This window comes from Cellulomonas sp. WB94, assembly GCF_003115775.1.
In the GTDB taxonomy this organism is placed as follows: Bacteria; Actinomycetota; Actinomycetes; order Actinomycetales; family Cellulomonadaceae; genus Cellulomonas_A.
Genome location: NZ_QEES01000002.1, coordinates 1,948,415 through 1,961,101 on the forward strand (window position 1 = coordinate 1,948,415; position 12,687 = coordinate 1,961,101).

12 protein-coding genes are annotated in these 12,687 nt (G+C 74.2%); all 12 read left to right on the plus strand.

What is annotated here, in order from left to right; translation table 11 throughout:
• Positions 1–79 precede the first annotated feature (79 nt).
• The 12 genes from ftsH to nadC all read left to right on the plus strand — a co-directional run bounded on the left by ftsH (position 80) and on the right by nadC (position 12,565).
• Positions 80–2,068 carry an ATP-dependent zinc metalloprotease FtsH gene (ftsH, locus tag DDP54_RS10135; RefSeq protein WP_109131627.1) on the plus strand — a complete coding sequence of 663 codons (1,989 nt, stop codon included), beginning with the start codon at positions 80–82 and terminating at the stop codon, positions 2,066–2,068.
• 3 nt (positions 2,069–2,071) lie between these two features.
• Complete coding sequence (folE, locus tag DDP54_RS10140) at positions 2,072–2,665, plus strand: GTP cyclohydrolase I FolE (RefSeq protein WP_109131628.1); 594 nt, start codon at positions 2,072–2,074, stop codon at positions 2,663–2,665.
• 87 nt (positions 2,666–2,752) lie between these two features.
• Positions 2,753–3,595, plus strand: coding sequence for a dihydropteroate synthase (gene folP, locus DDP54_RS10145; RefSeq protein WP_109132508.1), 843 nt, complete (start codon positions 2,753–2,755; stop codon positions 3,593–3,595).
• 2 nt (positions 3,596–3,597) lie between these two features.
• Positions 3,598–4,947 carry a 2-amino-4-hydroxy-6-hydroxymethyldihydropteridine diphosphokinase gene (gene folK, locus DDP54_RS10150; RefSeq protein WP_109131629.1) on the plus strand — a complete coding sequence of 450 codons (1,350 nt, stop codon included), beginning with the start codon at positions 3,598–3,600 and terminating at the stop codon, positions 4,945–4,947.
• Positions 4,947–5,447 carry a DUF3180 domain-containing protein gene (locus DDP54_RS10155; RefSeq protein ID WP_109131630.1) on the plus strand — a complete coding sequence of 167 codons (501 nt, stop codon included), beginning with the start codon at positions 4,947–4,949 and terminating at the stop codon, positions 5,445–5,447. The genes folK and DDP54_RS10155 overlap by 1 nt, the downstream gene beginning before the upstream one ends.
• A 62-nt stretch (positions 5,448–5,509) precedes the next feature.
• Positions 5,510–6,004 carry a PH domain-containing protein gene (locus DDP54_RS10160; protein WP_109131631.1) on the plus strand — a complete coding sequence of 165 codons (495 nt, stop codon included), beginning with the start codon at positions 5,510–5,512 and terminating at the stop codon, positions 6,002–6,004.
• Entirely contained in the window at positions 6,001–7,440 is a 1,440-nt protein-coding gene (locus DDP54_RS10165; RefSeq protein ID WP_242448330.1) for a PH domain-containing protein, read from the plus strand. Before DDP54_RS10160 ends, DDP54_RS10165 begins: the two co-directional genes overlap by 4 nt.
• Positions 7,437–8,456 carry a DUF2520 domain-containing protein gene (locus tag DDP54_RS10170; RefSeq protein ID WP_109131632.1) on the plus strand — a complete coding sequence of 340 codons (1,020 nt, stop codon included), beginning with the start codon at positions 7,437–7,439 and terminating at the stop codon, positions 8,454–8,456. Before DDP54_RS10165 ends, DDP54_RS10170 begins: the two co-directional genes overlap by 4 nt.
• Positions 8,453–9,472: a pantoate--beta-alanine ligase gene (gene panC, locus DDP54_RS10175; protein WP_109131633.1), complete on the plus strand. Its 1,020-nt coding sequence runs from the start codon at positions 8,453–8,455 to the stop codon at positions 9,470–9,472. Before DDP54_RS10170 ends, panC begins: the two co-directional genes overlap by 4 nt.
• Entirely contained in the window at positions 9,469–9,939 is a 471-nt protein-coding gene (panD, locus tag DDP54_RS10180; RefSeq protein WP_109131634.1) for an aspartate 1-decarboxylase, read from the plus strand. Before panC ends, panD begins: the two co-directional genes overlap by 4 nt.
• On the plus strand, positions 9,933–11,660 hold the full coding sequence (locus DDP54_RS10185; protein ID WP_109132510.1) for an L-aspartate oxidase: 1,728 nt from the start codon (positions 9,933–9,935) through the stop codon (positions 11,658–11,660). Before panD ends, DDP54_RS10185 begins: the two co-directional genes overlap by 7 nt.
• The gene (gene nadC / locus DDP54_RS10190) at positions 11,657–12,565 is read left to right on the plus strand and encodes a carboxylating nicotinate-nucleotide diphosphorylase (protein ID WP_109131635.1); all 909 of its coding nucleotides are present in this window, start codon (positions 11,657–11,659) and stop codon (positions 12,563–12,565) included. The genes DDP54_RS10185 and nadC overlap by 4 nt, the downstream gene beginning before the upstream one ends.
• Positions 12,566–12,687: the final 122 nt, after the last annotated feature.

A 12,687-nucleotide genomic window follows, 5' to 3' on the forward strand; every position in this document is an offset into this window, starting at 1 on the left:
GGGAGTTCACACTCTCAGCGTGTAACTTCGATCCGACCAGTTCAGCGACCGGAGGGATGAAGGGGCACGTCCCCCGCCCATGACTCTCAAGAGACTCACTCGCGGCCCCGCCGTGTGGATCGCGCTCGCCGTCGTCCTCGTGTGGATCGGCGTGAGCGCACTCTCCGGCACGGGTGTCCAGCGCATCGACACGTCGGACGGCCTCAAGCTGCTCGCGCAGGGCAAGGTCGAGCAGGCGAAGATCACCGACGGCCTCCAGCGCGTCGACCTCACGCTGACCGAGGACTTCACGTCGGGCGACACCAACCTCGGCAAGCTGGTCCAGTTCTACTACGTGGTGCCGCAGGGTGCCACGGTCGTCGAGGCGATCCAGAAAGCGGACCCTCCGGGCGGCTTCAACTCCGACAACCCGCAGCAGTCCTGGTGGGGCAGCATCCTGACCCTCATCCTGCCGATGATCCTTCTGCTGGGCCTCTTCTGGTTCCTGATGTCGAACGCGCAGGGCGGCGGCTCGCGCGTCATGAGCTTCGGCAAGTCGCGCGCCAAGCTCGTCAACAAGGAGTCGCCGCAGGTCACGTTCGCTGACGTCGCGGGCGTGGACGAGGCTGTCGAGGAGCTCCAGGAGATCAAGGACTTCCTCGCCGAGCCCGCCAAGTTCCTCGCGGTCGGCGCGAAGATCCCCAAGGGCGTGCTGCTCTACGGCGCACCCGGGACCGGCAAGACCCTGCTGGCCCGTGCGGTCGCGGGCGAGGCCGGCGTGCCGTTCTACTCGATCTCTGGCTCGGACTTCGTCGAGATGTTCGTCGGCGTCGGCGCGAGCCGGGTCCGCGACCTGTTCGACCAGGCCAAGCAGAACGCGCCCTCGATCATCTTCATCGACGAGATCGACGCCGTCGGCCGCCACCGCGGTGCCGGCATGGGCGGCGGGCACGACGAGCGCGAGCAGACGCTCAACCAGATGCTCGTCGAGATGGACGGGTTCGACGTCAAGGCCAACGTGATCCTCATCGCGGCCACGAACCGCCCCGACATCCTCGACCCCGCGCTCCTGCGCCCCGGCCGCTTCGACCGTCAGATCGCCGTCGACGCGCCCGACCTCAAGGGCCGCGCGCGCATCCTCCAGGTGCACGCCCAGGGCAAGCCCATGGCCCCGCACGTCGACCTCACCGCCGTCGCCCGCCGCACCCCCGGCTTCACGGGTGCGGACCTGGCGAACGTCCTCAACGAGGCCGCGCTGCTGACGGCCCGCACGGGTGGCACGACGATCGGCGACCACGAGCTCGACGAGGCCATCGACCGCGTCATCGCGGGACCGCAGAAGCGCACACGCATCATGAAGGTCTCCGAGCAGAAGATCACGGCCTACCACGAGGGTGGTCACGCGCTCGTCGCGACGGCCCTGCGGTACACGGACCCGGTCACGAAGGTCACGATCCTTCCCCGCGGCCGCGCGCTCGGGTACACGATGGTCATGCCGACCGAGGACAAGTACTCCACGACGCGCAACGAGCTGCTCGACCAGCTCGCGTACGCCATGGGTGGGCGCGTCGCCGAGGAGCTCGTGTTCCACGACCCGACCACGGGTGCGAGCAACGACATCGACAAGGCCACCGAGACGGCCCGCAAGATGGTCACCCAGTACGGCATGAGCGAGGTCATCGGCGCGGTCAAGCTGGGGCAGGACTCCGGCGAGGTCTTCATGGGCCGCGACATGGGCCACGGGCGCGACTACTCCGAGTCTGTCGCGACGTCCGTCGACATCGAGGTGCGCCGGCTCGTCGACGCCGCGCACGACGAGGCCTGGGCGATCCTGGTCGAGTACCGCGACGTCCTCGACCGCCTCGTCCTCGAGCTGCTCGAGCGGGAGACGCTGAACCAGTCGGAGCTCGTCGAGATCTTCGCCCCGGTCGTCAAGCGCCAGCCGCGCGACGTGTGGCTCTCGAGCGTGGAGCGGGCCGTCTCGTCGCGTCCGCCCGTCATGACGCCGACCGAGCTCGCCGACCTGGCCGCGACCACCTCGCAGAACGGTCACATCGAGGTCGCCCCCGAGCCGACCGAGCAGGTCTGATCGGTGCCAGGCCGCGACCGCACCCTGATCGGTGAGTACGACGCCCCGCGCGTCGAGGCAGCCGTCCGCGAGCTGCTGCTCGGCGTCGGGGAGGACCCGGACCGCGAAGGTCTGCGGGACACCCCGGCCCGGGTCGCGCGCGCCTTCGCGGAGACCTTCGCGGGTCTGCGCCAGGAGCCCGAGGACGTCCTGACCACGACGTTCGACCTCGGCCACGACGAGATGATCCTCGTCAAGGACATCGAGCTGTACTCGACGTGCGAGCACCACCTCGTGCCGTTCCACGGCGTCGCGCACGTCGGGTACATCCCCGGCACGGACGGCCGCATCACGGGGCTGAGCAAGCTCGCGCGGCTCGTCGACGTCTACGCCCACCGCCCCCAGGTGCAGGAGCGGCTGACGAGCCAGGTGGCGGACGCCCTCGTGGAGTACCTCAAGCCGCGCGGCGTGATCGTCGTCATCGAGTGCGAGCACCTGTGCATGTCGATGCGCGGCGTGCACAAGCCCGGGTCGCGCACCGTGACGTCGGCCGTGCGCGGGCAGATGCGCAGCCCCGCGACGCGCGCCGAGGCGATGGCCCTCGTGCTCGCCCGCTGACGTACGGCCTAGGCTCGGCCCGTGAGCACCGGAGCGCGACCCGCACCCCTGCCTGACGCCCTCACCGGCCTGGGCCGCACGCTGGTCATGGGCGTCGTCAACGTCACCCCGGACTCGTTCTCGGACGGTGGCCGGTGGTTCACCCCGGGCGCGGCCGTGGCGCACGGCCTCGCGCTGATCGACGACGGCGCCGACCTCCTCGACGTCGGCGGCGAGTCGACCCGCCCTGGCGCGCGGCGCGTCCCGGTCGACGAGGAGCTCGTCCGGGTGCTCCCGGTCATCGACGCGCTCGTGGCGCGCGGTGCCACGGTGAGCGTGGACACGACCCGCGCCCGGGTGGCCCACGAGGCGGTCCGGCACGGTGCGGCGATCATCAACGACGTCTCGGGCGGCCTGGCCGACGAGGCGATGCACGAGGTCGTGGCGCAGACCGGTGCGGTGTATGTCGCGATGCACTGGCGCGGCCATGCGGACGTCATGGACACCTTCGACGACTACGTGGACGTCGTGGCTGACGTACGCCGCGAGCTCGCCGAGCGGGTCGCTGCCCTGCGCGCGGCCGGCGTGCACGACGACCAGGTCGTCCTCGACCCGGGTCTCGGGTTCGCGAAGCCGGGTGCGAGCAACTGGCCGCTGCTGGCCCGTCTGCCCGAGCTGGTCGCGGACGGCTTCCCGGTGCTGGTCGGCGCGTCGCGCAAGCGGTTCCTCGGGCACCTGCTCGCGCACCCGGACGGTGAACCGGCGCCACCGCTGGCGCGGGACGGCGCAACCGCGGCGATCAGCGCGCTGGCCGCCGCGGCCGGTGCCTGGTGCGTGCGGGTGCACGACGTCAAGGGCTCGGCCGACGCGGTCCGGGTGGCGGCGGCGTGGCGGGCAGCATCGACCGACCTGTCCACGGAGCCGTCGGCAGACCCCAGGAGGGCGCAGTGAGCATGCAGCCGGAGCGTCCGCTCGACCAGATCCGGCTCGTCGGCATCGCTGCTACGGGCTACCACGGGGTGTTCGCGCACGAGCGGCGGGGCGGTCAGACGTTCCTGGCCGACGTCGTCGTCCACCTCGACACGCGTCGCGCCGCGGCGAGCGACGACCTGGCCCGCACGATCAACTACGGCGAGCTCGCGGAGCGCGTCGCGGCAGTCCTGTCGGGCGAGCCGGCGGACCTCATCGAGACCGTCGCGGAGCGCATCGCGGCGACCGTCCTCGCCTACGGGCAGGCGTTCGCGGTCGACGTCGAGGTGCACAAGCCTCAGGCACCGATCACCGTGCCGTTCGCGGACGTGGTCGTGGCGATCCACCGGGACCGCAACCGACTGCCCGCGGCGGAGCCGTGGCGCCCGCCGGTCGAGTCGGCTCCGGTGCCCGCGGCCGCACCGGTGCGCGCGGTGACGGCTGCGTTCCCGCAGGTCCCGGTGCCCGCCGGGGACGCCGCGCCCGCGCCCTCGAGCACCGTCGCCGTGCCGGTCCCGTTCGCACGCGACGAGCCGGTCCTCGGTGAGCTCGTGAGCGACGCGCTCGACGAGGTGCCCGCCGAGCCCGTCGACGTCGTGCTGGCCCTCGGTGCGAACCTGGGGGCCGCGCAGCAGACGCTGCGCGACGCCGTGTCGGACCTCGCGCGCGTCCGGGGCCTGACGGTCGTGGACGTCTCGCCGCTCGCCCGGTCGGCCGCCGTCGGCGGTCCGGAGCAGCCCGACTACCTCAACGCGGTCGTCCTGGCGCGCACCACCCTGTCCGCGCGGGACCTCCTGCGGGCGACCCAGGCGATCGAGCAGCAGCACGGCCGGGAGCGCCTCGAGCACTGGGGTCCGCGCACGCTCGACATCGACCTCGTCGTGTACGGCACGACGCTCGCTGTGACGGACGACCTCGAGCTGCCTCACCCCCGTGCGCACCAGCGTGCCTTCGTGCTCGAGCCGTGGGCGCAGGTCGCACCCGACGCCGTCCTTCCGGGGCTCGGTGGCGGTCCCGTCGCGCTGCTCGCTGCGACGGCTCCGGACCGTGCCGGGATCCGCTGGCTCGCGCTCGACTGGCTGACGGCTCCCGTGCTGCCGGAGCCGGCGCCCGCGCCGGAGCAGGCACCCGCCCCCACGCCCGCCCCCGAGTCCGGTCCGATCACGACACCGGGCCCGACCCCGACTCCCGAGCCGGATGTCGCGTCCCGACCGACCCACGCCGCCGCACCCGCTGCCCCCGCCGCGCCCAGAGCGCCTGACGGCCCCGTGCCGCTCGCCTGGGCACCCGTCCGCGACACGAGCGAGGGCGCCCCGGGGAGCTGGCCGGCGTGATGCAGCGCACCCGTGTCCAGACGCTCGGGACGGTCGCCGTGCTGGTCGCGCTCGGCGGCTGGCTGCTGTTCCGGGCCCTGGCGAGCCGCGGCGTCGTGCCGCCGCCCGTCCCGTGGCTCGTCGTGGCGGTCGAGGTGGTCATCGCGGCGGTCGTGCTCGTGATGGGGTGGTCCGTCCGGCAGTACCTCAAGGGCAAGAAGCCCGACCTGGACCCGATCCGAGCGGCCCGCACCGCCGTGCTCGCGAAAGCGAGCTGCTACACGGGCGCCGTCCTGGCCGGCTGGTACGGAGCCCAGGTCCTCGCGGTCCTCGGGGACCTCGACATCGCGTCGCAGCGGTCGAGGGCCGCCGCCGCCGGTGTCGCCGTCGTCGGGGCGCTGGTCATGGCGGCCGTGGGGCTCGTCGTGGAGTGGTTCTGCCGGATCCCCCCGCCGGAGGACGGCGCGGGCGACTCCGGCAACCACTCCCGCGCCCCGTCGCCCGACCCGGCTGCGGGCTGAGCGCCGCACGGTCGGGATCGGGGGCGCGCCCCAGGTCACGCCAGCGGTGGAAGGATGAGCCCATGACGACTGCTGCCGGACCGTTCGACCCGGACGACGTGACCTGGACCCCGGTCTCGACCCGGCTCGCGCACGCCCGGCTCACCGTGACGGCCATCGTCGTCGTCGTCGGGCTCGCGGTCACCGTGCCGTTCGCCCTGCTCGTCGGCACGGCGTGGGCGTGGGCGCCTGCGGCGGTCGTCGCGGCGCTGGGGCTCTGGGCGGCGCTGCTGATCACCCGCCAGGTCCGCGCCATCGCGTATGCGGAGCGCGTCGACGACCTGCTGATCCGCAAGGGGATCCTGTTCCGTTCCCTCGTCGTCGTGCCGTACGGCCGCATGCAGTACGTCGACGTGACCGCGGGACCGCTTGCGCGCCGGTTCGCGATCGCCTCGGTGCAGCTGCACACCGCCGCCGTCGGCACCAACGCGACGATCGACGGGCTCCCGCCGCAGGAGGCCGCGCGGTTGCGTGACCGGCTGGCATCGCGCGGTGAGGCGAGGTTGGCCGGGCTGTGAGCACCCCCGTGCCGGGCTCCCCGGCGTCGGCGACCGATCCCGGCGGCCCCGAGGTCGCGTGGCGCCGCATGCACCCGATCACCCCTGCGCTCAAGGGGTGGAAGGCGCTCGTCGCGTTGCTCGCGATCGTGGCGTACAACATGACCGACAACATCCAGAACCTCGGCGAGCTCATGCAGGAGGGCCGGTGGCGCTACGTCGTCGCTGTCGTCCTCGCGATCGCCGCCGTCGGGTTCGCCTACGCGGCCGTCGCGTGGCGGGTGACGAAGTTCGTCGTCGACGACGAGGCAGTGCACCTGCACACCGGCGTGCTGTTCCGCCAGCAGCGCCAGGCGCGGCTCGACCGGCTCCAGGCGGTCGACATCGTGCAGCCGCTGCTCGCCCGGCTCACGGGTCTCGCGGAGCTGCGGCTCGAGGTCGCGGGCGGCTCAGGGTCGGCCGTCTCCCTGGCGTTCCTCAAGGAGTCGGAGGCCGAGTCGCTGCGGGCCGAGCTGCTCGCCCGAGCGGCCGGGCTGCGCGTGCGACCGGACGAGGCTCCCGCGGTGCGCGCGCCCGAGCAGCCGGTGTTCGAGGTGCCGATGCCGCGCATGCTGGCGTCCACGCTCCGCTCGGCGGCGACGGGGTGGCTCGCCCTGTTCGTCGTCGCGATCGTGGCCAGCGTCGTGGCGACCCGTGAGCTCGCTCCGGTCTTCACCCTCGTCCCCGCGGTGCTCGGCGTCGGCGGGGCGATGTGGACGCGGGTCAACCAGGGTGCGAACTTCCGGGCCGCGATCTCCCCGGACGGCATCCGGCTGCGGCACGGGCTGACGGAGGCGCGCGCCCAGACGGTCCCGCCGGGCCGGGTGCAGGCGCTGCGGTTCACGCAGGGTCCGCTGTGGCGCGGACCGGACTGGTGGCGCGTCGAGATGAACGTCGCGGGGTACGGCGGCGAGAAGGACCAGCAGACCGAGAACGTGCTGCTGCCGGTCGGCACCCGCGAGGAGGCGCTGCTGGCGCTGTGGCTCGTGCTGCCGGACCTGAAGGTCGAGGACCCGCGAGCCCTGCTGGACGCAGCGCTGGGCGGTTCGGGCGAGGAGGGCGGGTTCACCACCGTGCCGCGGCGCGCGCGCCTGCTCGACCTCGTGGGCTGGCGCCGCCGCGGCTTCCTGGTCACCGACCGCGCGCTGTTCGTGCGCTACGGCCGGATCGTGCGCCGGCTCGTCGTCGTGCCGCACGAGCGGACGCAGTCGCTCGCGCTCAAGCAGGGCCCGGTCCAGCGCAGGCTGCGGGTCGCGTCGATCGACGTGCACTCGACGGCCGGCCCGGTGCACCCGATGGTCGAGCACCTCGACGAGAGCGTCGCCGCGGCGCTGCTCGACGAGCAGACCGTGCGGGCACGCACCGCCCGCGCGGGCGCCCTGCCCGAGCAGTGGATGCGTCGACCGGAGGCCCTGTGACGTACGAGGGTCCGGCAGGGCGTCCGGGGCGCCTCGGCGTCGGCGTCGTGGGCGCGGGTCGGGTCGGTGCCGTGATCGGCAGCGCGCTGCGGGCCGCGGGGCACCCGGTGGTCGCCGTGAGCGCCGTGTCCGAGGAGTCGCGGGCGCGCGCCGAGACCATGCTGCCCGGCGTGCCGATCCTCGAGGTCACCGAGGTCGTCCGGCGCTCCGAGCTCGTGCTTCTCGCCGTGCCCGACGACGCGCTCGCACCCCTCGTCCAGGGCCTCGCGGGCGTGGGTGCCTGGCAGGCCGGCCAGATCGTCGTCCACACGTCGGGGCGGCACGGCGTCCGCGTGCTCGACCCCGCGCGCCCCGCGGGGGTCATCCCGCTCGCGCTGCATCCCGCGATGACGTTCACCGGCACCTCGCTCGACCTCAGCCGCCTCGTGGGCTGCGCGTTCGCGGTGACCGGTCCGGGCCCGGTGCTGCCCATCGGGCAGGCGCTCGTGGTCGAGATCGGTGGGGAGCCCGTCGTCGTCGCGGAGGAGGACCGCCCGCTGTACCACGCGGCCCTCGCGCACGGCGCGAACCACCTCGTCGTGCTCGTGGCCCAGGCGGGGCAGGCGCTCGCGGCCGCCGGGATCGAGGACCCGGGCCGCGTGCTCGGTCCGCTGCTCTCGGCCGCCCTCGACGGTGCGCTGCGCGCGGCCTCGACGTCCGCCGGGGCGATCACGGCCCTGACCGGCCCGGTCCGCCGCGGGGACGCGGACACGGTGCGGGATCATGGTGCGGTGCTCGACGAGCTCGGCGCACGCACGGGAGCGATCGACGTGGCTCCCGCGTACAGGGTGCTCGCACGGGCCGCGACGCAGCGCGCGCTCGCGGCGGGACTCGTCGGGCAGAGCGCGGCCGAGCGGCTGCTCGACGCCCTGGACGCGCACGGCGCGGGCATGAGCGGCGGCTCCGACGCGTTGACGCCGGAGGAGCAGCACGACCCGGGGACCGACCCCGGTGGCACGCGGGAGGACGACGAATGAACGCGCAGGACCGGCTCGAGGCCCCGGGCACCCCGGCGCTCGCGCGGACGCGGGACGAGCTCGCCTCGGCCCTGGCCGCTCAGGGCGCCCCCGGGCCCACCGCGGACGTCCGTCGTGGCCGGCTCCCGGCGCGCGCCGTCGTCATGACCATGGGTGCGCTGCACGCCGGGCACCTCGCCCTGGTGGCGGCGGCCAAGGCGTCGGCCCAGCACGTCGTCGTGACGATCTTCGTGAACCCTCTGCAGTTCGGCCCGGGCGAGGACCTCGACCGCTACCCGCGTGACCTCGCCGGCGACCTCGCGCTCCTGACCGGCCCCGGGCTGCTCGGCGCGGGCGACGTCGTCTTCGCGCCGGCCCCCGAGGTCGTCTACCCGGACGGTGACCCGGTCGTGCGGGTGAGCGCCGGCCTGTTCGGCGAGGTGCTCGAGACGATCGCGCGGCCGGGCCACCTGGACGGCGTGCTGACGGTCGTCCTCAAGCTGCTCCACCTGGCGCGCCCGGACGTCGCCCTGTTCGGGCAGAAGGACGCTCAGCAGGTCGCGGCGGTCCGGCGGATGGTCCGCGACCTCGACGTGCCGGTCGACGTCCGCGAGGTGGCGACCGTGCGGGACGCCGACGGGTTGGCGCTGTCGTCGCGCAACGCGTACCTGAGTCCGCCCGAGCGCACCCGTGCGTTCGCGCTGGGCCGCTCGGTGCGCGCTGCTCATGATGCTGCCGACCGGCCCGGCGCGACCCCTGCCGACGTGCGAGCCGCGGCCCGCGCCGAGCTCGCCGGTGCCGACGTCGAGCTGGAGTACGCCGAGCTCGTCGACCCTGCGACCTTCGAGGCGGTCGACGACCGGTTCGCCGGCCCGGCGGTGTTCGCCGTCGCAGCGCGCGTCGGCGCGACGCGCCTCATCGACAACGCGTGGGTCATGCTCGGCGACCCGACCGCGCGCACCCAGACCCCGGACCCAGCGACCGAGAACACTGCGACCGAGAACACCGCGACCGAGCGCACGGAGGCCTCCCGATGACATCTCTGCTCCGACCCATGCTGATCGGCAAGATCCACCGCGCGACGGTGACGCAGGCCGACCTGCACTACGTGGGCTCGATCACCGTCGACGCCGAGCTGCTCGCAGCCGCGAACCTCCTGCCGGGCGAGCAGCTCGACGTCGTCGACGTGACGAACGGCGCCCGCCTGACGACGTACGCGATCGCGGGCGAGGCCGGGTCCGGCCAGGTCTGCATCAACGGTGCCGCGGCCCATCACGTCCACCCCGGCGACGTCGTGATCCTCATGGCGTACGGGCTGCTGTCCGACGCCGAGGCCCGCACGTACAGCCCGCACGTCGTGCTCGTCGACCACGAGAACCGGATCGTCGCGCGCAGCGAGGACCCGGGACAGGTGCCTCCCGAGTGGACGGCGGAGTCCGGCCTCGAGCCGAGCGGCGTGCCGTTCAGCGAGGGACGCGGCCTGGTGCAGGGGTCGGCCTGGTGACGGTCCGCCTCGCTGCCCGCCTCGCGGCACCGGCGCCTGGCTGGACGGCGCAGGCCGACGCGATCGTCGTCGGTTCGGGGATCGCCGGCCTGACGGCCGCGCTCGAGCTGCGGACCCGTGTGCCGCGCGTGCTGCTCGTGACGAAGGGAGTGCTCGCGTCGGGCTCGACCGTGTGGGCCCAGGGCGGCATCGCTGCGGCGCTCGACCCGGAGGACTCCCCGGCCGCGCACCTGCAGGACACGCTCGTCGCGGGCGCCGGTCTGTGCGACCCGCGGGCCGTGGAGGTCCTGGTCACCGAGGGTCCGGTGCGCGTGCGCGAGCTCGTCGGTCGCGGCGCCGTGTTCGACCGGGCGCCGGACGGGGAGATCGCCCTGACCCGTGAGGGCGGCCACCATGCCGACCGGATCGTGCACGCGGGCGGGGACGCGACGGGCGCGGAGGTCTCGCGAGCGCTGGTCGCCCAGCTCGAGGCGGTGCTCAGCGACCCGGGCATCGAGGTCATCGAGCACGCCCTCGTGCTGGACGTCCTGACGGGTCCGGCGGGCCCGGACGGCCGGCCCGGTGCGGTGTGCGGCGTGACGCTGCACGTCATCGGGGCGGGCTCACGCGACGGGGTCGGTGCGGCGCTCGCGCCCGCGGTCATCCTCGCGACCGGCGGCATCGGGCAGGTGTTCCGCTCCTCGACCAACCCGGTGCAGGCCACGGGGGACGGGATCGCGGCGGCGCTGCGTGCGGGGGCGGTGGTCGGCGACATCGAGTTCGTGCAGTTCCACCCGACGGTCCTGTGGCTCGGCGCGGGGGTCCGGGGGCAGCTCACGCTGGTCTCGGAGGCTGTGCGCGGTGAGGGTGCCTACCTGCTGGACACCGACGGCGTGCGGTTCATGACCGCGGTGCACCCGATGGCCGAGCTCGCACCGCGGGACGTCGTCGCGCAGGCGATCGTCCGGCAGATGGCGTTGACCGACACGGACCACGTGCTGCTCGACGCGCGGCACCTCGGCGCCGACTTCCTGCGCCACCGGTTCCCCACGATCCACGAGCGGCTGCTCGAGCACGGCATCGACATGACGACCGATCTGGTGCCCGTCGCCCCCGCGCAGCACTACCACTCGGGCGGGGTCGTCACCGACCTGGTCGGCCGCACGACGGTGAGCGGGCTCTACGCGGCCGGCGAGGCTGCATGCACCGGCGTGCACGGGGCGAACCGGCTCGCGTCGAACTCGCTGCTCGAGGGGCTCGTGTTCGCGTACCGCGCGGCGCGGGACGTCGCGGCGAGGGTCTCGTCGGGCGAGCTCGTCCAGGCTGACCCTGTCGAGAGGCCAGGACCGGCCGTGCTCGTCGCAGGCGCGGCCCGCTCGCGCATCCAGCGCGCGGCGAGCGACGGCCCCGGGGTCGTGCGCTCGGCCGACGGCCTGCTCGCGGCGGCCCACGTCCTGGAGACGGTGCGGACCGACGCGCACCTCGCGCCCGGCGGCCCGGCGGGGACATCGACGGGTCTGCTCCCGGTCGTCGCCCGCCCGCAGGCGGCCGAGTGGGAGACGACCAACGTGCACCAGGTCGCGTCGGTGCTCACCGCGACCGCGCTCGAACGCACGGAGAGCCGTGGCGGCCACTTCCGCAGCGACTACCCGGTGCCCGACCCTGCCTGGCTGCACCGGCTCGAGGCCAGCCTCGACGCGGACGGCCGGCTCGTGACGCACCGGGTCACGGTCGGCGAATGAGCGACCTCGACCTCACCCCGCTCGACCCCGCCTGGATCGCCCGTGCCGTGGCGACCGCGCTCGACGAGGACCTCGGCCCCGAGCCGGGGCGTGACGTGACGACGCAGGCGACGATCCCTCTGGACGATCGCGGTGTCGCGCACCTCGTCGCCCGCGCGGCCGGCGTCGTCGCGGGACTCGTCGTCGTCCCCGCGGTGCTCGACCAGGTCGCGCGGCGGCTCGGCCTGCCGCCCGCATCGTGCGAGCAGCGTGTCGCGGACGGCTCACGCGTCGTGCGCGGGGACGTCCTCGCGGTCCTCGCGGGACCCGTCCAGGTGCTGCTCGTCGCGGAGCGCACGCTGCTCAACCTCACGTCGCGCGCGTCCGGCGTCGCGTCGCACACCCGACGGTGGGCCGACGCGCTCGAGGGCACGGGCGCCCGCGTGCTCGACACCCGCAAGACGACCCCCGGCCTGCGGGCGCTCGAGAAGTACGCGGTGCGCTGCGGCGGCGGCACCAACAAGCGCATGGGCCTGTACGACGTCGCGATGATCAAGGACAACCACGTCGTGGCGACGGGCTCCGTCTCGGCCGCGGTCGCCGCGGTGCGGGCGAGGTTCCCGGACGTCGCGATCCAGGTCGAGGCCGACACCCTCGACCAGGCCCTCGAGGCGCTCGACTCGGGCGCACGGTTCCTGCTGCTCGACAACATGCCGACCCCGCTGCTGCGGGAGGTCGTCGCAGCGGTCCGGGCCCGCGAGCCGCAGACGGGCCGTGTCGAGCTCGAGGCCACCGGGAACCTCACGCTCGACCGGGCCCGTGAGGTGGCGGGCACGGGCGTCGACTACCTGTCGGTCGGCGCGCTGACCCACTCGTCCCCGATCCTCGACCTCGCCCTCGACCTGACCCCCGCACCGCGGTCCTGAAGCAGGGCTGATGCCCGCGCGACGACTCGTCGGACGCCTGCCCGACGCGCGCACGGCGGGCCGGGGGCCCTGCGCTCGGTAGCATGGCGCGGTGAGTCACAGCGGGCCCAGTGGGGTCGAGG

Excerpts from the sequence above, each read along its gene's own strand:
- ftsH (WP_109131627.1), top strand. The coding sequence starts at position 80 with ATGACTCTCAAGAGACTCACTCGCGGCCCCGCCGTGTGGATCGCGCTC.
- folP (WP_109132508.1), top strand. The coding sequence starts at position 2,753 with ATGGGCGTCGTCAACGTCACCCCGGACTCGTTCTCGGACGGTGGCCGG.
- folK (WP_109131629.1), top strand. The coding sequence starts at position 3,598 with ATGCAGCCGGAGCGTCCGCTCGACCAGATCCGGCTCGTCGGCATCGCT.
- DDP54_RS10155 (WP_109131630.1), top strand. The coding sequence starts at position 4,947 with ATGCAGCGCACCCGTGTCCAGACGCTCGGGACGGTCGCCGTGCTGGTC.
- DDP54_RS10160 (WP_109131631.1), top strand. The coding sequence starts at position 5,510 with ATGACGACTGCTGCCGGACCGTTCGACCCGGACGACGTGACCTGGACC.
- panC (WP_109131633.1), top strand. The coding sequence starts at position 8,453 with ATGAACGCGCAGGACCGGCTCGAGGCCCCGGGCACCCCGGCGCTCGCG.
- panD (WP_109131634.1), top strand. The coding sequence starts at position 9,469 with ATGACATCTCTGCTCCGACCCATGCTGATCGGCAAGATCCACCGCGCG.
- nadC (WP_109131635.1), top strand. The coding sequence starts at position 11,657 with ATGAGCGACCTCGACCTCACCCCGCTCGACCCCGCCTGGATCGCCCGT.